Origin of the sequence: Streptosporangium lutulentum (assembly GCF_030811455.1) — a bacterium.
In the GTDB taxonomy this organism is placed as follows: Bacteria; Actinomycetota; Actinomycetes; order Streptosporangiales; family Streptosporangiaceae; genus Streptosporangium; species Streptosporangium lutulentum.
Window position 1 is genome coordinate 7,822,326 of the sequence record NZ_JAUSQU010000001.1, and the last position, 21,909, is coordinate 7,844,234.

The window sequence follows — 21,909 nt, forward strand, 5'->3', positions numbered from 1 at the left end:
ATGGGCCGCTTTCAGTGCCTCGACTGCGAGCACGAGCACCACGCCGCCACCACGTGCCCGCGCTGCCGTACGCAGCGCGGTCAGGTGGAGCTGTGCCGCTCCCACGGTGAGCGTCATGTCCACCGCTGCGGTACCTGCCGCACCCTGGCCCGCTCCCAGTCCGGCCTCTGACCCGCAGGAGACCCACCATGCCCATCCACAACCACCACGGCCCGGTCACGGTCACCAAGGACGGACGGATCATCATCGACGGCCGACAGGTCGGCACCACCGCCCTCACCTTCGGCATCCCCACCGACGACGACACCAACGAGGAGGACAAATGAGCCGCATCCGCGCCGCCTTCTGGGACCCGGCCGGTACCCGGTACGGCATCCCCACCTACCCCTGGCGAATGTCGCCTCCGCACCTGCTCACCCGCCGCCAACTGACCGCCGAAGGGCTACGGCCCGGCGGGCAGGGCGTACAGGCACAGGTCATGTGGCGCTCGACGCGACACAGCGCCCCCGGCGTGCGCTCCGCCTACCTCTACGACATCCGGTTTGCGCTCCCGAAGCGCACCGCCACCCCGGCCCAGATGGAGGCGCTGGCCAAGGCCAACGCTGCCCGCCGCACCTGCCCCGACTGCCACCGGGACGCCGGGTATGTGCTGCCGCGCCACCTGGGCACCTGCCTGGACTGCGCCGAGACGGCGGAGGTGGCCGCGTGAAGATCCGCCTGATCGGCACGCCGTTCGAGGTGGCCGACGCCTGCCTGTCCATCCGCGCACTGGCCATCATCACCGCCTTTCACGGCCCCTACCCCGCCCGCCGCGACCCCGCCCACGTGTGTCTGTACCTGGAGGTCACCAGCCTGCTCCGCCCGGTGCCCCACCCCGACGCACCCGCCGAGACCTCCGCCGCTCACCGCGGCTGCACCCGGCCCGACTGCCTGACCTGCCAGAGCTGGACCTACGAGACCCGCACCTTCCGACGTCCCCGCACGGAGGGCTGATGAGCACCGCGACCCCGACCCCGGAGCCAACGCCCGAGGACATCTCGCGTGGCCTGGCCGAGCTGGAACGCCACCTCGACCAGCAGGCCCCGCCCCTCCCGGCTCTCCCGCCGGCGCGCCCGGTGGAGACCGGCGGGGAGACCAAGCGCGTGCAGCGACTGCGCGCCGAGGTGGCCGAAGCGCACCTGTTGGCCGATCTCCAAGACGACACCGCGCCGCTGTTGCTGGACACGGCCAAGGTCCGTAAGCGCCGCAAGGCCGCCCGCGAGGCCGCCCGGCTGCATGAGCTGGCCCAAGACCCGGCCATGCGCGCCTACCAAGCGGCGCGGATGCGCCGTTTGCTGGTCACCGCGGGCATGGTGTCGCTGAGTCTGGCGCTGGCGTGGTCGACGGCCGGTGTGCAGACCTTCGCCGCCGACGGCGCCGCGGCCTGGTCACCCTCATGGGTGTTCGCCTGGCTGGTCGAGCCGTTCATGTCCCTGGCCCTGCTGGTCGTGGTCGGCGCCCGCGCCTACCTCGCCACCCACGGCCAGCCGATCCACTCGCCCACTCTGGTCCGCATCGAGTGGCTGTTCCTGGCTTTGACACTCGGCATGAACGCCTGGCCCTACCTGCCCTGGTCACTGCCCACAGGAGAGACATTCTCCTTCTCTCGGCTGGTGCTGCACGTCCTGGGACCGATCGTCGCCGTCGCCATCGTGACCGCTCTGCCGATCATCTTGGCCGCGTTCACCGGCCTGGACCACAACGACACCGGACGGCTTACCGGCCTTACGTACAGCGCAAACGCCCATGATCCGGTAAGGGCGCCCGGACCGGACCTGGTCCGCCTGATCGACCGGGCGCGGACGCTCATCGCCACCGGCGAGCTTCCGGAGGCCCCCAGCGCCTACCGCCTTCAGCGCGTGCTGCGGTGCGGCATGGACGACGCCCGCGCCGTCCGTGACGCCCTCAACCACCCCACCGCCAACTAGGCCAAGGAGCCGCCCGCCATGTTCACCTTCGCCCTCATCCTCAGCCTCGCGTGCCTGGCTGTCCCGGTGTCCATCTTCGCCCGGATGGCCATCACCGGCCGAAGCGTCCGCGCCGAGATCCACTCCAGCATGTCGATGCACCGCCGGACCTGCTGCAGCCACAGCGTCACCCGCGACGCCGACCGATGAATCCGACCAACGAGCCGAATCGCACACCGTCTTCGACCATCACGCAGGGCGCGGCCCCAACTCCGCCAAGAACCGTGACCGCGCCCTGCAACCCCGCCCGCTCGATCGCACACGAGGTGACCCCATCATGACCGACACCCCGACCGAGACCAACGGCCACCACCCCACCACGCCGCATCTGGACCTGATCCCCCTGCCCGACGCACCGACCAGCCCCACCGCCCCGGCCCCCCTCGCGCCCGCCGACCCGGCCACCGACCGCGTGACCCGTGATACCTCCTACGAGATCGCTCTGGATGAGGAGCCGCCCGCCGCGGCGAAGCCGGTCGCGGTGGATCTGCCCGGCGACGGCATCGTGCCCGGCACCATGCCGACCGAGGGACGTCGGCCGATCATCCCGGCCGGTCTGCACCGCGGCAACCGTGCGGCCAGCGCGCAGGCCACCGCGCACCGCCTGGGATATGTGGCCGCCTTCCACGCCGTTCGCCTGCCCTGGTACAGCGTGCAAGCGCTGGGGTGGTCGGTGGTCGGCATGGTCCGCCTGATCGGCCGGCAGTTGCGCTGGTGGTGGGTCAGCGAGCAGTACGCGCTCCTTCAGCAGGCCGCCAGCGACAACGACCCTGACCGGTGGCTCAAACTGCACCGCGAAGGCAAGGCCACCCGCCGCTGGCGCGGCATCGTGCTCGCGGTGCAGGTCATCGCGGTCATCATCGCGACGCTGATCGTGTCCGGTCTGCCGCTGCACTTCCAGCTGCTCACCATCGCCGCGCTGGTACCGCTGCTGGCCCGCAGCGGCCGCCCGGCCGGACGGCCGATCATCGCCCCGGCGGTGGTGACCCGCCGCTATCGCAAGCTGAATGCCGATGTGGTGCTGCGCGCCTACTACGCCGCCGGCCTGGGCCACCCCGAGCGCTCCGATCAGCAGATCGAGTTCGGCGCGCAGATGGCCCGCGACGGCAACGGCTCCAGGGTCCTGATCAACCTGCCCTACGGGCGGACCTTCGCCGAAGCCGTCAAGGCCCGCGAGAAGATCGCCTCTGGGCTGGATGTGTCCATCGCGCAGGTTGCGCTGACCCGGGATCCGGCCAGCAACCGCAGTCACTGGCTGTGGGTGGCCGACGCCGACCCCCTCGCCCTGCCCGCCGGCCGTACCCCGCTGCTGGCCTGCAAGGAGACCGACATCTGGCAGCCTGCCCCGCTCGGCCTCGACGAGCGCGGCCGGCAGGTCTCCCTGCTGATGATGTGGATCTCCATCCTGGTCGGCGCCCAGCCCCGCCAGGGCAAGAGCTTCACCGCCCGCCTGCTCGCCCTGTATGCCGCCCTCGACCCGTACGTGCGGCTGGAGGTGTTCGACGGCAAGGGCTCGCCCGACTGGCGCAAGTTCGCCCTGGTCGCGCACTCATGCTCGTTCGGCTTCACCCTCAGCCGCGACGGCGACCCGCTGGAGATCTTCGTGCAGATGCTGCGCGACCTCAAAGCCGACGTCCAGCAGCGCTACCAGCGCCTGTCTGAACTGCCGGTGGAGGTCTGCCCCGAGGGCAAGCTGACCCGCGAGATCGCCCGCAACCCCAAGTACGGCATGCCGGTGCGGCTGGTGGTCATCGACGAGTGCCAGGAGTACTTCGACACCGGCGACAAGGACCTCAACAAGGAAATCGCGGGCCTGCTGGTCTACCTGGTCAAGGTCGCCCCCGCCGCCGGAATCATCGTGCTGGACGCCACCCAAAAGCCCGGCGGGGTCGGCGCCGGTGACGTGGCGACCTCCTTTACCAGCTTCCGCGATAACCACCAGGTGCGGATCGCGCTGCGCACCGGCTCCTACACCGTCTCGGACATGGTGCTCGGCTCTGGCGCCTACTCCGAAGGATTCGACTCCTCGGTGCTGCTGCCCAGCTACAAGGGCGTCGGCATCCTGCGCGGCGCCTCCGACGAGACCCCGACCGTGCGCTTCTACCTGGCCGATGCCGAGGACGCCGAGAAGATCTTGATGGCCGCCCGCGCGCTGCGCCAGCGCGCCGGCACCCTGACCGGCCACGCCGCCGGACAGGCCATGATCTGCGAAACCCGCGACGTGCTGGCCGACGCCGCGAGCGTCTTTGAGTCCGGGGAAACCGGTCTGGACTGGGCACAGATGGCCGCCCGGCTGGCCGAGCGCATCCCCGAGCACTACACCGACCTGACCGCCGAGACCATCTCCGCCCAGCTGCGCGCGCTCGGCATCACCAGCGTCAACATCAAGCGCGACGGCCAGGTACTCAAGGGCGCCAAGCAGGCCGCCATCACCACCGCCCTGACCGCCCGCCAGAGCGCCACTTCCTAACCCGCGGCGAGCCCCTGCCGGCCATCTGAAAACAGGTCACCGAACGGCCGGCAGGGCTCACCCGCCACCCCACCCTGCGCGATCGAGTGGTAGCGGCGCTCCCGCTACCGGTAGCGGGCAGGCTACCGCCCCCGCTACCCCCCGCATAGGCCCTGAGCTGCCCACATACCCGCAGGTAGCGGGTAGCGGGCCACCCCTGCCCCACCCCACACCGCCCCCTGGAGTGCTTGTCATGCCCTTCCTGGCCGCTACCGCTACCCACCCCGCCGCTACCGCCCTCGCCGCCTACGCGCCCCTGATCGTCTGGCTGATCCTCGCCGCCCTGGGCTGGCTGACCCTCTACGTACTGCGCTGCGCCGCGACCCCGTTCGGCCCCTGCCGCCACTGCCATGGCGAGGGCAAGCGCACCCCGCGCCTCAGCCGCAAACGCCGCCACTGCCACCGCTGCGAGGGCACCGGCCTCCGGCTACGCACCGGCCGACGTGTCTGGAACAACATCCGCCGTCTGTACCGCGACCTCAAGCGCTAATCCGCCCAACATCAGGAGAACGCCAACCATGACCACCCCGCACACCGCGCGCATCGCCGCGCTGCTGCTGGCCATCACCGCGGCTCTCACCCTCACCGCCGCCTGCGTGCCTGTCGAGTCCGCGTGCGCCGCGACCCTCGCAACGGTGGCCACCCCGCCCGAGCCGATCGAGGACGGCACCTACCGCGACGGCTCGTATGAGGAGACCGAGGACGCTCCTCCAGAGCCGATCGAGGACGGCAGCTACCGCGACGGCAGCCACGAGGACACCGAGCAGGCCGACGTTCCGCCCGAGCCCGACGAGCACACCGAAGACGCCGGCAGCTGCTGACCCCCGGACGGGCGCGCACCGGTGTGGCCAAACCGCCAAGTCAACCCACACCGGGCGCGCCCGCTCACCCCACCAGCCACCGGCCCGCAAAGGCCGGCAGAAAGAGGCTCACCCATCATGACCCGTTCCATCACCGACGTAGAACTCCCGCTAGATGTTCACCCGCCTAACCCCGACCCGCGCTCAGCCCACCGGACGGCGCCGATGGCAGCCGAGCCGATCGTCATCTACCAGGGCAAGCGCTACCGGCTGTGGGAAGGGCGCATCCTGCTGGACTGGAGCAAGCGCCTCGTTCCGCACCACCGCGAAGGCTGCGTGCTGTGCTGCACGGTGCGGGTTACCACCGGCCCCGGCTCCCCGCTTCGCCACCCGAAGAACTGCACCAACTGCATGACCTACCCCGGCCCGCGCCCCGACCCGTGCTGGTCATGCGGCACGACCGCGCACTTCCGCGACGATGCCGGCCGCCCCACCCACAAGGTCTGCCTGGAGACGAACATCACCGCCGCCGCCCTCGCCAAGAGCGCCCCGACCCCGATCGCAGAAGCCGCATGAGCGCCCCCGCAACGCTGCGCTACGCGCTGGCCGCCGCCGCCCGTGGCTGGCACGTCTTCCCCGTCTCCATCGGCGACAAGCCCCCGCTGAAGGGCTTCACCGACTGGGAGACCAACGCCACCACCGACCCTGAGACCATCCGCCGCTGCTGGTCGCGCGCCTCCTACAACATCGGCATCGCCTGCGGCCCCTCCAATCTGGTCGTGATCGACCTGGACACCCGAAAGGACGGGCAGAGCCCGCCGCCTTCCTGGGACCTGCCGGGAGTCAACGAGGGTGCCGACGTGCTGGCCGTCCTGTGCGAGCGCGCTGGAGAACCCCTGCCGTTCGAGACGTTCAGCGTGCGCACCCGGCGCGGTGGCACTCACCTGTACTTCACCGCGCCGGACGGCCCGGCCCTGCGCAACACCGAAGGTGCCTGGGGCGGACTGGGCTGGCTGATCGACACCCGAGCAGGGGGCGGGTACGTGCTCGGCCCCGGCAGCTACGTGGATCTGCCGGACGGCACCGGCACCTACGAGGTGATCCACAACACGACCCCGGCCCCGCTGCCCCCCCTCCTGTCCAAGCAGCTTGTTGCCCCGCCCCAGGCAGTGGCCGAGCCGGTCTGCCTGACCTTGCCTGATGACCGGCGCGGTGCCTTCCTGCGTGCCGCGATCACTGGCGAACTCGACCGCGTGGCCGCTGCCCCGGAAGGCCAGCGCAACCGCACCCTCTACCTGGCCGCTACCGCCCTGGGCCAACTCGTCGCGGGCGGTGCGCTCACCGAAGGCGAGGTCACAACCCTGCTTGGACAGGGAGGGGTTGACGCCGGGCTGAGCGCCACCGAAACCCGCCTCACCGTCGCCTCCGGGCTCAAAAACGGCGCCCGCCGCCCCCGGACGGTCGCCGCATGACCACCTCACCCACGCACACAGGAGCTGAACCCATGTCCCAGACCGAACCCATCAGCCACGGCGCGATACTGCTTGACGCACTGCTGGCCGCCCTGACCCGCTACGTCATCTTGCCGAGCCCGGAAGCCGCATGGGCGGTCACGCTGTGGGTGGCCGCCAGCCACGGCCAACCCGCCTGGGCACACGCCCCCCGCCTGGTCATCCGCGCTCCGGAAAAGCGGTGCGGCAAGTCCCGGCTGCTGGACGTGGTCGAGGCCACCTGCCACAACCCGTTCATCACCGTCAACTCGTCCAGCGCCGCGGTCTACCGGTCCATCACCGACGACCCGCCGACCATGCTCGTGGACGAGGCCGACACCATCTTCGGTCCAAAGGCTGACGGCAACGAGGATCTGCGCGGGCTGCTGAACGCCGGCCACCAGCGCAACCGGCCCGCCAAGCGCTATGACGCCAACGCCAACCGGGTGGAGTCCATCCCGACCTTCGCCATGGCCGCACTCGCCGGCATCGGCGCCATGCCCGACACCATCGAAGACCGCGCCGTCGTGGTGAGGATGCGCCGGCGCGGCCCCGGCGAGAGTGTCGCCCCTTACCGCCATCGCCGCGACCGGCCCGCGCTGCGCCAGCTCGCCGAAGACCTCTCGTTGTGGCTGCGCGCCGACCTAGCCACCCTGGAGCAGGCCGAACCGGCGATGCCGGTGGAAGACCGCGCCGCCGACACCTGGGAACCCCTGGTAGCCGTCGCCGACCACGCCGGGAGCCACTGGCCCGAGCGTGCCCGCGCCGCGGTGCTGGCCCTGACCGCCGAAGCTGACGACAACGGCGAAACCTCCACCAGGGTGCGGCTGTTGGCCGACTGCCGTACCGCCTTTGGCACCGATCCCGCTCTGCCCACCGCCGTCCTGCTGGAGCGGCTTAAGACCGACGCCGAAGCGCCCTGGGCTGACTACGGACCCACCGGCCTGACTGCCATGAGATTGGGAGTGATCCTGCGCGAGTACGGCATCCGTTCGGCCAACATCCGCTTCCCGGACGGCAGCCAGGTCAAGGGCTACCAGCGCGCCGACTTCGCTGACGCCTGGGCGCGCTACTGCCCCCCGCCGAGCACCCTGGACACCCCCAAGGGCAGCGAAATTCCTCTGTTCGAGGGGGGTAGCCGTCCCAGCCGTCCCAGCCTCGTCATCGCAGGTCAGCGCGGGACGGCTTCCAACCGTGGGACGGCTTAGCCGTCCCAGCAAAACAAGCCGTCCCAGCCTGACCAGCACAAATGAGGCTGGGACGGCTGGGACGGCTACCCCTCCTGAACTCGTCTATCCGCGCTCGCAGGACAGCCAAAACACTGTGCATCGATGAGGAGAACACCCCGTCATGACTATCGCAGCGCCGGACAGTGTCCGACTCGACCTGACCGCTGTCACGGACCCGGCGGACATGCCCCTGTTGCTCACGGTCGAAGAGGCCGCTGAGCGGCTCAGGATCGGCCGAACCCGGATGTGGCACCTCGTGACGACTGGCACCGTGCGGTCCGTCTTCATCGGACGACTCCGCCGCGTGCCGATCGAGTGCCTGCACGAGTACGTGACCAACCTGCTGGCCAACGGTGGCCAACGACAGAAGACCGCAGCCTGAGGAGAACTGAATGGGACGTAAGCCGAACGGTGCCTCATCGATCTACCTGGGCAAGGATGGCAAGTGGCACGGGCGGGTGACCATGGGCGTCAAGGACGACGGCACCCCGGACCGTAGGCACGTGAAACGCAAGAACGAGTCCGAGGTCATCAGAGCAGTTCGTGAGCTGGAACGAGAGCGCGACAGCGGAGCCATCCGCAAGACTGGGCGGTGGACCGTCACGAAGTGGCTCACGCACTGGATCGAGACCGTCGCCGTTCCGCCGGCCATTCGTGAGACGTCCCACTCGGGCTACCGGGTGGACGTGTATACCCACCTGATCCCCGGTATCGGGGCGCATCGACTCGACAAGCTGACCCCCGAGCACCTCGAAAAGCTCTACGCCAAGATGCAGCACGAGGGGAAGTCCGCGGGCACTGCCCATCACGTCCACAGAACGATCCGGACGGCGCTCAATGTGGCCGTACGGCGTGGGTACCTCATTCGGAACCCCGCCACGTTCGCCAAGGCCCCGACGCTGAGTGAGGAGGAAGTGGAGCCGTATGAGATCGGTGAAGTGAAGCGGCTTCTGAAAGCCGCCGAGGCGTTGCCGCGCAACAGCGCTCGGTGGGCCGTGGCGCTCGCCCTGGGACTCCGCCAGGGGGAAGCCTTGGGACTGAAGTGGGCAGATGTGGATCTGGAGAAGGGCACCCTGCGGATACGGCGAGGACGTCAGCGCCCGAAGTACGAGCATGGCTGTGGGAAGACCTGTGGACGGAAGGCAGGCTACTGCCCGGAACGCCGGCAGACTCGGCCGGACACCGCCGACACCAAGTCACGTGCAGGACGGCGCACCATTGGACTACCCGGTCAGCTCGTCATTCTCCTACGGAAGCACCAGCAAGAGCAGAAGGTGGACCGCGTAAACGCTCGGCAGCTCTGGCAGGAAGGGGGATGGGTGTTCGCTACCGCGACCGGCGGCCCCCTCAACCCAAACACCGACTACCACCAGTGGAAGGATCTCTTGAAGGCCGCCGGGCTCCGAGACGCTCGCCTTCACGATGCCAGGCACACCGCGGCCACCGTTCTTTTGATCCTCGGAGTTCCCGAGCGAACCGTGATGGTCATCATGGGATGGTCCAGCACAGGGATGGCGGCGAAGTACCAACACGTCACCGAAGGCATCCGGCAAACCGTAGCCAAGCAGGTAGACGTCTTACTTTGGGAATAGAGAGCTATTGTCCCGATGACGGTTCGAGCCGCTCCGTGATATCGGAGCGGCTCGAACGGCTTTCACAGCGGCAACATGCCAGCGTGCTGGGGGAACCCCAACTCTTTCAGATATGTCAGCCGAGCGGTGATAGCCGCTGAGAAATGCCGCCAGTCGAGACTCTCCTTAAGCTCAACGGGCTTGGGATTTTCGGCGGACGATGTGATGTAGCATGCCGAATCGTAGAGTCCTTCCGCGACAAGCCTGTCACAGAAAATCGCAAACCGATCTTGATAAGAAGTTCCGCGCCAGGCATCTTCTACTGGGAAGGCGCCCCGTCTTAGATCCACGGTTGAGCGTGACCCCTCAGCATCCTCCATGATGAAGAAGTAACCAAGCCAGGGTTTCTCGCCGGGGAAGTGATTAGCCAGCGCGGCACGTCTGAGATCTACAGCGCTGCCGAGAGCTTCCTCTACTCGATTATTGTAGTTTTTGCTGAACGAAGGTCCACCAAGCGCCTTGAGTTCGAATGCTGCAACCAAGATGTCCTGGTGAGTCACCACGACGTCCCATTTTTTCTGTGGGCGGTAATAGCCTGGTAGCTCTAGACCTTTACTAACCCGAATTTCTTGTGGCGTATACCCAGCCTCAAGAAAGAATTTAGCCAGTAGGGCTGCGATATCGTCGAAGTGCTTGCCCCCACGTACGTCCCCCGCAGTTCCGGCTCCCACCGCATTTTTGATCGCAGACATTTCTCTTTGTGTCTGCTTTACTCCCCAGTACGCGGCTATAGCGTCCTCGAAGTCTTGGCGGCTGACTGTCAAGCGTTGCCCTTCCTAATCTGGAAGATCAGTTAGCCCGTAGGCGCGAAGTGCGGCCTCCGTAGCAGCCTGTACGTCACGGCAGTCGAATGCCTTGGCCAAGGCTGCGCAGACCTCATCGCTCAATTCCGAGAAGTCGGGAACACGGATCTTGCGGAGGTACTGGGCCTGGAACCGTAGGGTTCCTCCACGCATCTTCACGGCATACGCCTCGACGAAGGCTTGGGCAACCTTCGAGAGGAGCAGACCGCCAAGTACGCGCAGATCCCATACATCCGACACGATGTAGTACAGGTTGTGGTGAGGGTACATCCCTCCCTGATCAAGGACAGGGTGGATGGTCAACTTCATGTCGGGGAAGAGAAGTTTCGGTTTTGCAACCAGCGTGTGGTCGACCTTGTCGATGGTCTTGTACCAGCGTTCCGGCTGCTTAACGGCGACGTAGCGTGTACGTAGAGCTCCGCTGTGCTTCCTGAGATAGGCGCCTAGTCGGGGGTACTTAGCCAAGTCGACTAGGTTGCCGCGCGCATCCCAGGGGTTGACCAGGTAAGTGTCGTCCCATTTGAGAACCCCGCTGGTGGTGTCACGGACCATGGCCAAGGGCAGAAGCCGGTCATCCTCGACGAGATCTTCGTCATGAGTGATAAAGATCTTGTCGGCGCCGGTTGCGATGCCGATGCCTACTCGGGTTCCCGTAGTCTCGTCTTCCAGTAGGCGAAAGCGATCGCTGAGATCCTCCAGCATAGCGAGCCGGGCGGGTGAGGCCGCTGGCCAGGAATCCTCGGTGGGGAACCAATGCGGCAAAAGAGCTGCATGGTAGGCCGGACGGTGGGTAATGCTCTCAGTCGGGGCTTTTGCCCACGCGACCAACTCTGTGGCTTCTACTGCGTCAAAATCTTGCGTCGCCTCGGCAGCGATAGCAGAACCTTGTCTAGCGTTCTTGATGATTGTGATCGCTGGGTACGCGGACACCTGCTGATGGAAAGCATCCACGGCATGCATGCTTAGAACTAGTTCCATGCTGTACCGGCGGGTGACGAGTTGGCGGAGTCTCTGTCCGTATTGGTTGCGCATCCAGCGGTCGGCGCAGATGAAGCCAAGTTGACCGTCTGGCTTGAGGCTGCGTAGACCAACCTCATAGAAGCCAACGTAGATATCTGCTCGGCCCCCCATGGAGGGGCATGCCGCGCGGTAGGCGCTCATACGTTCATCTGGAACGTCTTCAAGCCGGATGTAGGGCGGGTTGCCGACGACAAAGTCCGCCTTTTGCTCGATGTCTGTTTGCAGTAGGTAGTCGCCTTCGCGAACCCAGGTGTGGACAACCTTGTCCACGTCTGCTGTGTCCCAGCCATCCGAGATGAGCTGCTTAGCCAGGCGTTTCCGGCTCTGCTGGACATTACGAGCCAAAAGATCAAATGCTTCTACGGCATTGACTGCTTCGAGGAGAGAGCGTCCGCGTGCCTGGCAAGAGGTGCTGAGACGCTCTGCTATCGGGCCTAGGAAGGCGCCGGCGCCACACGCGGGCTCAATGATGTGCATCTCGGCTAGGTCGCGATCAGGTGTGTAGCCGACTAGGTCAAGGATGGCCTCAACAACCCAGCGACGGGTGAAGACTTCACCGTGCTCCACTGCCTCCCGCAAGGATGCGGGCAAGGGCAAGTGATCAGTACGAACAAGCTCACGAGTTGCCACTGGCCGACCATACCGCCAGGTACTTACCCGTGCCGTGCTCTATAACCGGACCTGACAAAGACGCAGTCCGGTAGATGGACCTTTGGCTCTTGGGCGACCGGTAAAGGCATGATGACCCGTCTCAGTTGGCTAACTGAGACCCAAACTGAGACCCGAACGCCAGAGGGGCCGGACCGCGTGTGCGGTCCGGCCCCTCTGAGGTGGCGGAGGATAGGAGATTCGAACTCCTGAGGGGTTGCCCCCAACACGCTTTCCAAGCGTGCGCCCTAGGCCAACTAGGCGAATCCTCCGTGGAGAAGCTTACCCAACTTCCGGAGTGCCCGGGCCATGAATTTTCTCGGTCACGATCACTTCGATCTGAGGCCGACTCGGCCCCGATCACTCTGATCTGAGGCTAGACTTACGAAGGACCCCTCGCGCGGCGTCATCCTGTGAACCTCCCCAGGGCCGGAAGGCAGCAAGGATAAGCAGGCTCTGGCGGGTGTGCGAGGGGTCTCTTCGTTTCAACCCCTCGCAGGTGGGATCGTCGCATGAGTCTTGCGCTTTACCGCAAGTACCGGCCCGGGACCTTCGCCGAGGTCAAAGGGCAGGAACACGTCACCGAGCCACTGCGGCAGGCGTTGCGCAGCGGGCGGATCAACCACGCCTACCTCTTCAGCGGGCCCCGAGGATGCGGCAAGACGTCCAGCGCCCGGATCCTGGCCCGCTCACTGAACTGCGAGAAGGGCCCGACCCCTGACCCGTGCGGGGAGTGTGACTCCTGCGTCGCGCTGGCCCCCACCGGTCCCGGCCACCTCGACGTCATCGAGATCGACGCGGCCTCGCACGGTGGTGTGGACGACGCCCGCGACCTGCGTGAGCGGGCCTTCTTCGCGCCGGTGTCGTCGCGCTTCAAGATCTACATCATCGACGAGGCGCACATGGTGACCCGCGAGGGTTTCAACGCGCTGCTCAAGCTCGTCGAGGAGCCTCCGCCGCACCTGAAGTTCGTCTTCGCGACCACCGAGCCCGAGAAGGTCATCGGGACGATCAAGTCCCGGACCCACCACTACCCGTTCCGGCTGATCCCGCCCGCCGCGCTGCGCGCCCTCATGGAGGAGATCCTCACCTCCGAGAAGATCGCGTTCGAGTCCGCCGCGCTGCCGCTGGTGGTCCGGGCGGGCGCGGGCTCGGCCCGTGACTCGCTGTCGATCCTCGACCAGCTTTTCGCCGGGTCGGACGAAGCGGGAATCACGTACGCGCGTGCGGTCTCACTGCTGGGCTACACCGACGGAGACCTGCTCGACGACGTGATCGCCGCCTTCGCGAGCCGTGACGGCGCGCAGGTGTTCAACACCGTGAACCGGGTGATCGACGGAGGCCACGACCCCCGCCGCTTCGCGATGGACCTGCTGGAGCGCTTCCGCGACCTGGTGATCCTGGCCAACGTGCCGGAGGCGGCCACCAGCGGGCTGCTCGACCGGCCCGCCGACGAGCTGGAGCGGCTTCAGGGCCAGGCCGCCTCGATGGGCCCGGCCGAGCTGACCCGCGCGGCGGAGATCTTCAACGCCGGTCTGACCGAGATGCGCGGAGCCGCCTCGCCCCGGCTGCTGCTTGAGCTGATGTGCGCCAGGACGCTGCTTCCCGGGGCCGCACAGGGAGAGGCGGCGTTGCTCACCCGGCTGGAGCGACTGGAGAAAAGCGGTGTCGCGGCGGCTCCGGTGACCTACGCGCTCTCCGCCCCGGACGCCGCTCCCGCTCCCGTGTCGGCGGCCCCCGCGGTCGCGGCGCCCCAGGCTCCGCCGTCCGCGCCTCCCGTCGCGGCTCCGGCTCCCGCGGTCCCCGCCGAGCGGCCTCGCCCCCAGGGCGACGACTGGCCCGTGGCGGTCAAGCCCGGAGCCGCCCCCCAGGCGCAGGCTCCGGTGCCGGCACAGCAGACCCCCGGCGCACCGGCGTCCGCGCCGGCCCCCGGATCGGGGGCGGGGGCCGTCCAGCAGGCCTGGCCGCAGGTGCTGAGCGCGCTCAAGCAGCGCAGCATCGTCGTCTGGGCGCAGGTCAACACCAACGCCCAGGTCGTGGGGGTCGAGGGCAGGGTCGTGGTCCTCGGGTTCACCCAGGTGGGCGCGATGAAGAACTTCATCGGCGGCGGCAAGGACGCGGTGGTCGCGGCGGTGCTGCAGGAGGTCCTGGGCGGCACCTGGAAGGTCGAGGCCGTCGTCGGGGGCGGGCCCGTCCCGTCCGGTGGCGGCCGTCCTCCGGCCGCGCCCCCGCACAGCCCGGCCCCGCAGCATCCGGCCCCCCGCCCCGCTCCCGTGAGCCAGGAACCCGTCCCCAGGCAGGACCCCGGATCGCCGGCGTCGGTCTCGGCGGCCCCGTCGGCTCAGGCGGCACCGGCCGCCTCCGCCGCCCCAGTGAGGCAGGCTCCGCCCGCCACGGACGAATCCTGGCCGGACGAGCCGATGCCGGAGGATCACGGCTCGCCTCCCTCCCCGAACCCCGGTCTGGCCGCGGCCCGTTCGGCGGCCAAGGCAGCGGCCCAGTCGGGTCCGAGGGCCGTGGGCAACAGGGCGGGCGGCGGCAAGCAGGGCGGCGGCAAGCAGGGTGGCGACGCGGCGGCCTGGCCGGACGCGGTGCCCGGCCGCAAGAGCGTTCCGGAGGTCGACGAGGTCGATCCGCTGCACGACGCGGACGCCGACGTCGACGCGGTCACCGGAATGGCCCTCATCCAGCGAGAGCTCGGCGGCCAGGTCATCGGGGAGATCGACCACACCTGACGACCTGCTCCGCTCGCGGTGTCGGCCGCGTCCGGCGGCCCGCTTCGCCGAGGCCGGGCGCGGGATCAAACCGCCGCGGAGGCCCCGGAAAGACGGAAGTCCGTGCGAGGGCCTCCGCGCCTACGGCAGGTTGATGCCGGTGAGGCGGATCCGGGCGGCCACCGCGCGGTGGTCCTCGCGGGGCAGGGCGGCGACGAGGCGTTCCAGGATGTTGATGTCGTTCTTGCCGTGTTCCGTCTCGGCGTAGGCCCACAGGTCGTCCGGGCCGCCCCGGAGGAGGAGCCGGGCCCGGACCTGGCCTTCCAGCTCCTCGCGGATGCGGCGGAGGGTGGGGGACTCGGAGCGGGGAAGCAGAGGGCCGCCGTAGGTGCGGACGATCGGGGCGGTCTCCTCCAGGGCGAGCAGCCGCCTGAGATCGAGGAAGTCGGCCTCGACCGCGCAGGCCAGCCTGTACGGCTTGGCGACGACGGTGGGGCCGAGCTGGGCGCGGAGGCGGTGGATCTCGGCACGGATGGTCACCGGATTGCCGGCGTCGCCGTACAGGTGGAAGGAGAGCTGGTCGGCCGTCATGCCCTGGGGGTTGAGCGCCAGCAGCGCGAGGATCTCGGCGTGGCGCAGGGAGAGGGACAGCCGGACCCCGTCGAGGTGGGCCGAGGGGCGCTCGGCGCCGAGGAAGGACAGGGTGAGCACGGGGCCGTGCGCCTGGCCGGGAAAGCGGAGCAGGAAGCCGTCTCCGAGCGGTTCGAGCAAGGCGGCCCGGCCGCCGGGCAGGAGCACCCGGTCACCCGTCTCCGGCAGGCGGATGCGGTGACCCCACTGCCGCGCGTGGTCGCCGGAGATGATCCGCCCGGTCATGGTGACCAGGGCGCCCGGTTCGCCGTGCAGCGCCCGCAGGTGCTTGTCGTGGCGGCTCCGGAGCCGCTCGTCGCGCTCGATCATGCGCAGCGTGAGCTGGCTCTCGGCCAGGCGCGCGGTGGCCTCGACGAGGGCGACGGTCGCCGGATGCAGGGTGTGGGTGGGGCCGCTGACGTCGATGCAGCCGAGCACCTCGCCGCTGTCCGGATCGACGACCGGCGCGGCGGAGCAGGACCAGAGGTGCAGCACCCTGACCAGGTGCTCGGCGGCGAAGATGTGGACCGGACGCCGGGCCTCGAGGGCGGTTCCCATGCCGTTGGTCCCGATCGCGCTCTCTCCCCAGTGGAACCCGTCGGCCATACCCACCTCGTCGGCCCGGTTCATCACCTGGTGGTTGCCGTCGCGCCAGAGCACCCGGCCCTCGGCGTCGGCGACCATCAGGATGTTGGAGCTTTGCCTGGCGGCGTCCAGGAGCGTCTCGCCGACGAGCGGCAACAGCGCGTTCATCGGATGGGACGAGCGGATCTCCCGGAGGTCCTCGCCTTCGAAGGCGAGCGGCGCCGAGCTCGTCTCGGGGTCGACTCCGGCGTTCAGGGAGCGCCGCCACGACGCGGAGATCACATTCCTGGGCCCCCCGCCCGCCGGTGGCTCTCCACCGGTCACGGCTTCGTGCAGGCGGCGCAGCCGTACCGAGTAGGCGTCCAGCTCGGAAACGGGGACAGCGCTCATACGGCTGTCGCGCACATACCCCCCCGGAATCGGACCGATGGGCGAAGCATCGGTGGTGAGGACCTCGGTACGCAACCCATTCGGCGAAAGAGGGTGTGCGAAGGGTGAGTGAACGGTCGCAACGTGTGTGCAACCTGTGTTCGGCTACCTTCTGACCACACGCCGCCGTGTACGGCCGTTCCGGCGCGTGTGATGTCGGGTCCCGGACGTCTGGAGGGGGGCCGGGGCCCGACTGAGGTTTGATCCCCTTATGTGGGGAACACGTGGTGCCGCCAGTACACGACCTGGCAAGAACCCCGTAGGCTCGTGACGACTGACGTCACGGACGAGGAGCACACGACGGTGAACCCAGGGGATGTCAACCTGCAGCAGCTGCTGGAGCAGGCACAGCTCATGCAGCAGCAGCTTGTGAGCGCCCAGCAGGAGCTGAACGACGCGGAGGTCGAGGGCTCGGCGGGAGGCGGTCTGGTCGTGGCCACGGTCAACGGCGGGGGCGAGCTGCTTGAACTGAAGATCAGCGGAGAGGCCGTCGATCCCGGCGACCCCCAGGAGACGGCCGACACGATCGCCGACCTGGTCATCGCCGCGATCCGCGATGCCGTGCGCGCGGCGGCCGACCTCCAGCAGGAGAAACTCGGTCCGCTCGCGCAGGGGCTGGGCGGTGGCGGCGGGCTCGGCCAGCTGCCCGGGTTCTAGATCATGTACGAAGGGGTCGTCCAGAATCTGATCGACGAACTGGGGATGCTGCCCGGCGTCGGTCCCAAGAGCGCGCAGCGCATCGCGTTCCACCTGCTGGCCGCGGAGCCGGCCGACGTGAAACGGCTCGCGCACGCGCTGCTGGAGGTCAAGGACAAGGTTCGCTTCTGCCGGGTCTGCGGGAACGTCGCGGCCGAGGAGGAGTGCCGGATCTGTCGTGACGTCAGGCGCGATCCCCACGTGATCTGTGTCGTCGAGGAGTCGAAGGACGTCGTGGCGATCGAGAAGACCCGCGAGTTCCGGGGCCGTTACCACGTGCTCGGCGGGGCGATCAGCCCGATCGACGGGGTCGGTCCCGACGACCTGCGCATCCGCGAACTGATGACACGCCTGGCCGACGGCCAGGTGACCGAGCTCATCCTCGCCACCGACCCCAACCTTGAGGGGGAGGCGACGGCGACCTATCTTGCCCGGCTAGTAAAGCCGATGGGACTGAGAGTCACACGACTGGCCAGCGGTCTGCCGGTAGGCGGTGACCTCGAATACGCCGACGAGGTCACCTTGGGCCGCGCTTTCGAAGGAAGGAGGCTGCTGGATGTCTGATGCGTGGAGCGCTCTGGCAGAACGGATCGCGGAGCATGCGGAGAACTACATCGACGGCCTGACCCGTCTGGCGGGCGGTGAGGGTGGTGACGCCATCCTGTCGCTGCTGCTGGTGGAGGTCGCGCAGGTCAGCTCGGCGGGCGCGCAGCTCGGTGCCAGCCAGGACGTGATCCTGTCCGGCAACTGGGAGCCGCACCTGAGCGAGGACCCCGACGTCGACGCCGTTCGTACGGCTCTCGCCGAACGGCTCGGCCCGGTGGACGACTACGCGGAGGTCTTCGACCCCTACAAGGACACCGTGGTCACGCCGTACCGGCTGTCGGACGACCTGACCGCCGTGGCCGCGGACCTCCTGCACGGCCTGCGGCACTACAAGGCGGGCCGTCCGCTCGAGGCTCTCTGGTGGTGGCAGTACTCCTACTTCAACACCTGGGGAAACCACGCCGGAGCTGCCATGCGGGCACTTCAGTCGCTTGTCGCTCACGCACGTCTGGACGTGGCGGAAGAGCGCACAACGGTGTGATCGTCCACATGCTGGGCCGAACCAGAGGGTACCTACGGGTGCGCCAGTAGACTGTGAGCTCCACAGCCCTAGATTGCTTCGGAGACATCTCGTGGCGCTCGTTGTTCAGAAATATGGTGGTTCGTCCGTTGCCGACGCGTCCCGCATCAAGCGGGTCGCCCAGCGTATCGTCGCGACGAAAAAAGCCGGCAACGACGTCGTGGTGATCGTCTCCGCGATGGGCGACACGACCGACGAGCTGCTGGACCTGGCCCAGCAGGTCTCGCCGCTGCCGCCGGGCCGCGAGCTCGACATGCTGCTCACCTCCGGTGAGCGCATCTCGATGGCGCTGCTGGCGATGGCGATCGCGAACCTGGGCCACGAGGCACGCTCGTTCACCGGCTCCCAGGCCGGTGTGATCACCGACTCGTCCCACGGCCGCGCGCGCATCATCGACGTGACGCCCGGCCGGATCCGCGAAGCCCTCGACGGGGGCCAGATCGCGATCGTGGCCGGGTTCCAGGGCGTCTCCCAGGACACCAAGGACATCACCACGCTCGGCCGGGGCGGCTCTGACACGACCGCGGTCGCGCTCGCCGCGGCCCTGAGCGCCGACGTGTGTGAGATCTACACCGATGTGGACGGCATCTTCACCGCCGACCCCCGCATCGTCCCCGCCGCCCGCCAGATCCCCAAGATCTCCTATGAGGAGATGATGGAGATGGCGGCCTGTGGGGCGAAGATCCTTCACCTGCGCTGCGTCGAGTACGCTCGCCGTTTCGGCCTGCCGATCCATGTCAGAAGCTCATTCAGTACCAAAGAAGGCACGTGGGTCGTTTTCGCCCCCGACAGCGAAGGAACAGAGATGGAGCAGCCGATCATCTCCGGCGTCGCGCACGACCGGAGCGAGGCCAAGATCACCGTTGTCGGGGTGCCCGACAAGGTCGGCGAGGCTGCCACGATCTTCAAAACGCTGGCCGACGCCGAGGTCAACATCGACATGATCGTGCAGAACGTGTCGGCGGCGACGACCGGGCGGACGGACATCTCCTTCACCCTGCCCACGACCGACGGTTCCACGGCGCTCACCGCGCTGAAGAGGATCCAGGAGCGCATCGGGTTCGAGTCGCTGCTCTTCGACGACCAGATCGGAAAGGTGTCGCTGATCGGCGCGGGCATGCGCTCGCACCCCGGCGTCACCGCGACGTTCTTCGCCGCCCTCGCGGACGCGGGGGTGAACATCGAGATGATCTCCACCTCGGAGATCCGCATCTCGGTGATCGTGGGACAGGACGAGGTGGACACGGCGGTCACCGCCGCCCACCGCGCGTTCGACCTCGACTCCGACCAGGTTGAAGCCGTCATCTATGGAGGTACCGGGAGATGAGCCGCAAGCCCACCCTCGCCCTGATCGGTGCGACCGGTGCCGTCGGCACCGTGATGCGCGACATCATCTCCAGCCGGGAAGACCTCTACGGCGAGATCAAGCTCGTCGCCTCCGCCCGGTCGGCGGGCAAGATCCTGCAGGTCCGCGGGGAGGACCTGGTCGTCCAGGAACTGACCCCCGAGGTCTTCGACGGCGTCGACATCGCGATCTTCGACGTGCCGGACGAGGTCTCCGCGACGTGGGTGCCGATCGCCGCCGAGCGCGGCGCGGTCGTCATCGACAAGTCGGGCACTTTCCGGATGAACCCCGAGGTCCCGCTCGTCGTGCCGGAGGTCAACCCCGAGGCCGTGCGCGACCGGCCCCTGGGCATCGTCTCCACCCCCAACTGCACCACGCTGTCGATGATGGCCGCGATGGGCGCGCTCCACGAGCAGTACGGTCTGCGCGAGCTGGTGGTCGCCTCCTACCAGGCGGTCTCCGGTGCGGGCGTGGCGGGTTCCGCCCGCCTCTACGACGAGGTCGAGGCCCTCGCGGGCGACCGGACGATCGGGCAGACCGCCGGCGACGTGCGAAAGGCGCTGCAGAACAAGCTGGGCGACGAGGAGTCGCCGTTCCCGGCGCCCGTGGCGTTCAACGTCGTGCCGTGGGCGGGCTCGCTCAAGGACGGCGGCTGGGCCTCCGAGGAGATCAAGCTCCGTAACGAGTCCCGGAAGATCCTTGGGATTCCCGACCTGAGGGTCTCGGCGACCTGCGTCCGCGTTCCGGTGATCACCACTCACTCGCTGGCCGTGCACGCGACCTTCGAGCGGGAGATCACCGTCGCCGACGCGCACCGGATCCTGGAGGCCGCCCCGACCGTGGTCGTCATGGACGACCCGGAAAACGGCGTCTTCCCCACCCCTGCGGACGTCGTCGGCACCGACCCGACCTACGTGGGCCGGATCCGCCAGGCGCTCGACTTCCCGAACGCCCTCGACCTGTTCGTCTGCGGTGACAACCTTCGCAAGGGCGCGGCCCTGAACGCGGCCGAGATCGCCGAACTGGTCGCGGCCGAGTTCGCGTAACCCGTTACGACCTCACGTCCCCCGCCTGTTCGCCGTACGGCGGCACCGCCGCCGCCGTACGGCCCCCACCGCGTCGATCCCTGCGACGCCCAGGACCGCCGCAGGGATCGCGTACGGGTCTCGGCGGAGTCAGTGGAAGAGAATGTCCCAGTGGTTCGACTCGCGGGCGTAGAGCGTCCCTGAGGGATCCCCGTAGAGACGTGCTCCGTCGCCTCGCACCCCTTGCAGGGGGTGATGCTCTTTGATGTAGCTGTTGATGCACTTGTTGGGCTTGATGTCCAGCTTGTAGCCCTCATGGTGGCTGTAGGGGCCGGGAGCGTGGCCGATCTCGGTGCCGCCGGTGATGACGATCGGGCACTGGCTGCTCTTCTTCAGTGCGATCACGTTGTCCACGGTGGCGGCCCGTACGGCCTGCAGCGAGGTGCAGTGCCCCACGCGACGGTCGGAGCATTTCCCGGAGGAGGTCCAGTTCAGGCCGGCCTGTTTCAGTAGTTCCGTGGCCTGTATGTGCTGGAGCCGTATCGGTTGGCGTTGCTGTACCTGGGTCTGTTCCTGGGCCTGGGGCGGGACCTGGGGCTGGGCCACGGGCTGGACCTGAGGCGGGACCTGGGGTTTGGCCGGAGGCTGGGCCTGGGCCGGGACCTCGGGTTTGGCCACGGGCCGGCCCTGGGGCGGGACCTGGGGTTTGGCCGGAGACTGGGCCTGCGGGACGGTCTGGGGCTTGGCCAGGGGCTGGTTCTGAGGGGGGTTCTGCGGCTTGACCCGGCCCTGGGGCCTGCTCTTGAGACGGCCCAGAGGGCGGCTCTTGGGCTGGTTCTGGCTTCGGGCCTGACTTCCGGGCCGGCTCCGGACCTTGGATCCGCCCTGAGGCGTGGACCGGGCCCGATAGCGGGCCCGGCTGTCGAGCCGATGCCGGGCCTGGGTCGCCGCCCGGCTCCGCAGCACGGTCGCCTGCCGGTACAACTGCCGGCTGTAGCCGCGGGCGGCGTTCAGGACGTTGACGCCGTAGGGCTGGGCGACCGTGAACCGACGCGGCGTGAAGGCCCGGACGGCCAGTGGCCGGTTCAGGGCCATGACGGCGGCGGACAGGCGCCTGCTCTCGGCCACGGCGGTGTCCTCCGGGGCCCAGGCGATGAACGATATCTGCAGAGCCAGCAGTGCTCCTGCGGTAAACCAGGCGGCTCTCTGTTTACAGGGACGTG

24 protein-coding genes, 1 tRNA gene and 1 other RNA gene are annotated in these 21,909 nt (G+C 68.3%); 21 read left to right on the forward strand and 5 right to left on the reverse strand.

Features of this window, described 5'->3' with window-relative positions:
• The 14 genes from J2853_RS35290 (at position 1) to J2853_RS35355 (ending at position 9,626) form a co-directional block, all read left to right on the forward strand.
• On the forward strand, positions 1 to 171 hold the full coding sequence (locus tag J2853_RS35290; RefSeq protein ID WP_307565034.1) for a hypothetical protein: 171 nt from the start codon (positions 1 to 3) through the stop codon (positions 169 to 171).
• 17 nt (positions 172 to 188) lie between these two features.
• Positions 189 to 326, forward strand: a complete 138-nt coding sequence (locus J2853_RS35295) for a hypothetical protein (RefSeq protein ID WP_307565035.1) — start codon at positions 189 to 191, stop codon at positions 324 to 326.
• Positions 323 to 709: an RRQRL motif-containing zinc-binding protein gene (locus tag J2853_RS35300; RefSeq protein ID WP_307565036.1), complete on the forward strand. Its 387-nt coding sequence runs from the start codon at positions 323 to 325 to the stop codon at positions 707 to 709. Before J2853_RS35295 ends, J2853_RS35300 begins: the two co-directional genes overlap by 4 nt.
• Positions 706 to 993 (forward strand): hypothetical protein, encoded by a 288-nt coding sequence (locus J2853_RS35305; protein WP_307565037.1) that lies wholly within the window; start codon positions 706 to 708, stop codon positions 991 to 993. The genes J2853_RS35300 and J2853_RS35305 overlap by 4 nt, the downstream gene beginning before the upstream one ends.
• A complete protein-coding gene (locus J2853_RS35310; RefSeq protein ID WP_307565038.1) occupies positions 993 to 1,967 on the forward strand; it encodes a hypothetical protein in 975 nt (324 codons plus the stop codon). The genes J2853_RS35305 and J2853_RS35310 overlap by 1 nt, the downstream gene beginning before the upstream one ends.
• 18 nt (positions 1,968 to 1,985) lie before the next feature.
• Positions 1,986 to 2,156, forward strand: a complete 171-nt coding sequence (locus tag J2853_RS35315; RefSeq protein ID WP_307565039.1) for a hypothetical protein — start codon at positions 1,986 to 1,988, stop codon at positions 2,154 to 2,156.
• A gap of 127 nt (positions 2,157 to 2,283) precedes the next feature.
• The gene (locus J2853_RS35320; RefSeq protein WP_307565040.1) at positions 2,284 to 4,476 is read left to right on the forward strand and encodes a hypothetical protein; all 2,193 of its coding nucleotides are present in this window, start codon (positions 2,284 to 2,286) and stop codon (positions 4,474 to 4,476) included.
• Between the two features lie 232 nt (positions 4,477 to 4,708).
• Positions 4,709 to 5,005 (forward strand): hypothetical protein, encoded by a 297-nt coding sequence (locus J2853_RS35325; protein ID WP_307565041.1) that lies wholly within the window; start codon positions 4,709 to 4,711, stop codon positions 5,003 to 5,005.
• A 28-nt stretch (positions 5,006 to 5,033) separates the two neighbouring features.
• Positions 5,034 to 5,336: a hypothetical protein gene (locus tag J2853_RS35330; protein WP_307565042.1), complete on the forward strand. Its 303-nt coding sequence runs from the start codon at positions 5,034 to 5,036 to the stop codon at positions 5,334 to 5,336.
• A gap of 204 nt (positions 5,337 to 5,540) precedes the next feature.
• Entirely contained in the window at positions 5,541 to 5,891 is a 351-nt protein-coding gene (locus J2853_RS35335; protein WP_307565043.1) for a hypothetical protein, read from the forward strand.
• Positions 5,888 to 6,787 (forward strand): bifunctional DNA primase/polymerase, encoded by a 900-nt coding sequence (locus J2853_RS35340; RefSeq protein WP_307565044.1) that lies wholly within the window; start codon positions 5,888 to 5,890, stop codon positions 6,785 to 6,787. Before J2853_RS35335 ends, J2853_RS35340 begins: the two co-directional genes overlap by 4 nt.
• 32 nt (positions 6,788 to 6,819) lie before the next feature.
• Positions 6,820 to 8,013 (forward strand): DUF3631 domain-containing protein, encoded by a 1,194-nt coding sequence (locus tag J2853_RS35345; protein WP_307565045.1) that lies wholly within the window; start codon positions 6,820 to 6,822, stop codon positions 8,011 to 8,013.
• A 142-nt stretch (positions 8,014 to 8,155) separates the two neighbouring features.
• Positions 8,156 to 8,416: an excisionase family DNA-binding protein gene (locus J2853_RS35350; RefSeq protein WP_307565046.1), complete on the forward strand. Its 261-nt coding sequence runs from the start codon at positions 8,156 to 8,158 to the stop codon at positions 8,414 to 8,416.
• A 10-nt stretch (positions 8,417 to 8,426) separates the two neighbouring features.
• Positions 8,427 to 9,626 (forward strand): tyrosine-type recombinase/integrase, encoded by a 1,200-nt coding sequence (locus J2853_RS35355; protein ID WP_307565047.1) that lies wholly within the window; start codon positions 8,427 to 8,429, stop codon positions 9,624 to 9,626.
• Between the two features lie 62 nt (positions 9,627 to 9,688).
• Here J2853_RS35355 and J2853_RS35360 read toward each other — a convergent pair whose 3' ends face one another.
• The 3 genes from J2853_RS35360 to J2853_RS35370 all read right to left on the reverse strand — a co-directional run bounded on the left by J2853_RS35360 (position 9,689) and on the right by J2853_RS35370 (position 12,408).
• Positions 9,689 to 10,357, reverse strand: coding sequence for a PaeR7I family type II restriction endonuclease (locus J2853_RS35360; protein ID WP_307565048.1), 669 nt, complete (start codon positions 10,355 to 10,357; stop codon positions 9,689 to 9,691).
• 84 nt (positions 10,358 to 10,441) lie between these two features.
• Positions 10,442 to 12,118 carry an Eco57I restriction-modification methylase domain-containing protein gene (locus tag J2853_RS35365; RefSeq protein WP_307565049.1) on the reverse strand — a complete coding sequence of 559 codons (1,677 nt, stop codon included), beginning with the start codon at positions 12,116 to 12,118 and terminating at the stop codon, positions 10,442 to 10,444.
• A gap of 201 nt (positions 12,119 to 12,319) precedes the next feature.
• A tRNA-Ser gene (locus J2853_RS35370) sits at positions 12,320 to 12,408 on the reverse strand.
• Positions 12,409 to 12,523: 115 nt separating this feature from the next.
• On the opposite strand from J2853_RS35370, the gene ffs reads away from it, so the two are divergent.
• Both ffs and J2853_RS35380 read left to right on the forward strand, forming a co-directional pair.
• An RNA gene (ffs, locus tag J2853_RS35375) (signal recognition particle sRNA small type) lies at positions 12,524 to 12,619 on the forward strand.
• Between the two features lie 29 nt (positions 12,620 to 12,648).
• On the forward strand, positions 12,649 to 14,871 hold the full coding sequence (locus J2853_RS35380; protein WP_307565050.1) for a DNA polymerase III subunit gamma and tau: 2,223 nt from the start codon (positions 12,649 to 12,651) through the stop codon (positions 14,869 to 14,871).
• A gap of 120 nt (positions 14,872 to 14,991) precedes the next feature.
• Here J2853_RS35380 and J2853_RS35385 read toward each other — a convergent pair whose 3' ends face one another.
• Positions 14,992 to 16,455 (reverse strand): helix-turn-helix domain-containing protein, encoded by a 1,464-nt coding sequence (locus J2853_RS35385; protein WP_307565051.1) that lies wholly within the window; start codon positions 16,453 to 16,455, stop codon positions 14,992 to 14,994.
• A 342-nt stretch (positions 16,456 to 16,797) separates the two neighbouring features.
• On the opposite strand from J2853_RS35385, the gene J2853_RS35390 reads away from it, so the two are divergent.
• From J2853_RS35390 to J2853_RS35410, 5 genes are all read left to right on the forward strand, one after another.
• Positions 16,798 to 17,151, forward strand: coding sequence for a YbaB/EbfC family nucleoid-associated protein (locus J2853_RS35390; RefSeq protein WP_307568933.1), 354 nt, complete (start codon positions 16,798 to 16,800; stop codon positions 17,149 to 17,151).
• A gap of 3 nt (positions 17,152 to 17,154) precedes the next feature.
• On the forward strand, positions 17,155 to 17,754 hold the full coding sequence (recR, locus tag J2853_RS35395) for a recombination mediator RecR (protein ID WP_307565052.1): 600 nt from the start codon (positions 17,155 to 17,157) through the stop codon (positions 17,752 to 17,754).
• Positions 17,747 to 18,277 (forward strand): DUF5063 domain-containing protein, encoded by a 531-nt coding sequence (locus J2853_RS35400; RefSeq protein ID WP_307565053.1) that lies wholly within the window; start codon positions 17,747 to 17,749, stop codon positions 18,275 to 18,277. The genes recR and J2853_RS35400 overlap by 8 nt, the downstream gene beginning before the upstream one ends.
• Before the next feature lie 91 nt (positions 18,278 to 18,368).
• Complete coding sequence (locus tag J2853_RS35405) at positions 18,369 to 19,643, forward strand: aspartate kinase (RefSeq protein ID WP_307565054.1); 1,275 nt, start codon at positions 18,369 to 18,371, stop codon at positions 19,641 to 19,643.
• Complete coding sequence (locus tag J2853_RS35410; RefSeq protein WP_307565055.1) at positions 19,640 to 20,707, forward strand: aspartate-semialdehyde dehydrogenase; 1,068 nt, start codon at positions 19,640 to 19,642, stop codon at positions 20,705 to 20,707. Before J2853_RS35405 ends, J2853_RS35410 begins: the two co-directional genes overlap by 4 nt.
• Positions 20,708 to 20,836: 129 nt before the next feature.
• Here J2853_RS35410 and J2853_RS35415 read toward each other — a convergent pair whose 3' ends face one another.
• Entirely contained in the window at positions 20,837 to 21,814 is a 978-nt protein-coding gene (locus J2853_RS35415) for a hypothetical protein (protein ID WP_307565056.1), read from the reverse strand.
• Between the last annotated feature and the right edge of the window lie 95 nt (positions 21,815 to 21,909).

Excerpts from the sequence above, each read along its gene's own strand:
- J2853_RS35315 (WP_307565039.1), top strand. The coding sequence starts at position 1,986 with ATGTTCACCTTCGCCCTCATCCTCAGCCTCGCGTGCCTGGCTGTCCCG.
- recR (WP_307565052.1), top strand. The coding sequence starts at position 17,155 with ATGTACGAAGGGGTCGTCCAGAATCTGATCGACGAACTGGGGATGCTG.
- J2853_RS35400 (WP_307565053.1), top strand. The coding sequence starts at position 17,747 with ATGTCTGATGCGTGGAGCGCTCTGGCAGAACGGATCGCGGAGCATGCG.
- J2853_RS35310 (WP_307565038.1), top strand. The coding sequence starts at position 993 with ATGAGCACCGCGACCCCGACCCCGGAGCCAACGCCCGAGGACATCTCG.
- J2853_RS35360 (WP_307565048.1), bottom strand. The coding sequence starts at position 10,357 with ATGTCTGCGATCAAAAATGCGGTGGGAGCCGGAACTGCGGGGGACGTA.
- J2853_RS35320 (WP_307565040.1), top strand. The coding sequence starts at position 2,284 with ATGACCGACACCCCGACCGAGACCAACGGCCACCACCCCACCACGCCG.
- J2853_RS35330 (WP_307565042.1), top strand. The coding sequence starts at position 5,034 with ATGACCACCCCGCACACCGCGCGCATCGCCGCGCTGCTGCTGGCCATC.
- J2853_RS35355 (WP_307565047.1), top strand. The coding sequence starts at position 8,427 with ATGGGACGTAAGCCGAACGGTGCCTCATCGATCTACCTGGGCAAGGAT.
- J2853_RS35300 (WP_307565036.1), top strand. The coding sequence starts at position 323 with ATGAGCCGCATCCGCGCCGCCTTCTGGGACCCGGCCGGTACCCGGTAC.
- J2853_RS35345 (WP_307565045.1), top strand. The coding sequence starts at position 6,820 with ATGTCCCAGACCGAACCCATCAGCCACGGCGCGATACTGCTTGACGCA.
- J2853_RS35385 (WP_307565051.1), bottom strand. The coding sequence starts at position 16,455 with ATGAGCGCTGTCCCCGTTTCCGAGCTGGACGCCTACTCGGTACGGCTG.
- J2853_RS35335 (WP_307565043.1), top strand. The coding sequence starts at position 5,541 with ATGGCAGCCGAGCCGATCGTCATCTACCAGGGCAAGCGCTACCGGCTG.
- J2853_RS35380 (WP_307565050.1), top strand. The coding sequence starts at position 12,649 with ATGAGTCTTGCGCTTTACCGCAAGTACCGGCCCGGGACCTTCGCCGAG.
- J2853_RS35410 (WP_307565055.1), top strand. The coding sequence starts at position 19,640 with ATGAGCCGCAAGCCCACCCTCGCCCTGATCGGTGCGACCGGTGCCGTC.
- J2853_RS35350 (WP_307565046.1), top strand. The coding sequence starts at position 8,156 with ATGACTATCGCAGCGCCGGACAGTGTCCGACTCGACCTGACCGCTGTC.
- J2853_RS35325 (WP_307565041.1), top strand. The coding sequence starts at position 4,709 with ATGCCCTTCCTGGCCGCTACCGCTACCCACCCCGCCGCTACCGCCCTC.
- J2853_RS35340 (WP_307565044.1), top strand. The coding sequence starts at position 5,888 with ATGAGCGCCCCCGCAACGCTGCGCTACGCGCTGGCCGCCGCCGCCCGT.
- J2853_RS35295 (WP_307565035.1), top strand. The coding sequence starts at position 189 with ATGCCCATCCACAACCACCACGGCCCGGTCACGGTCACCAAGGACGGA.
- J2853_RS35290 (WP_307565034.1), top strand. The coding sequence starts at position 1 with ATGGGCCGCTTTCAGTGCCTCGACTGCGAGCACGAGCACCACGCCGCC.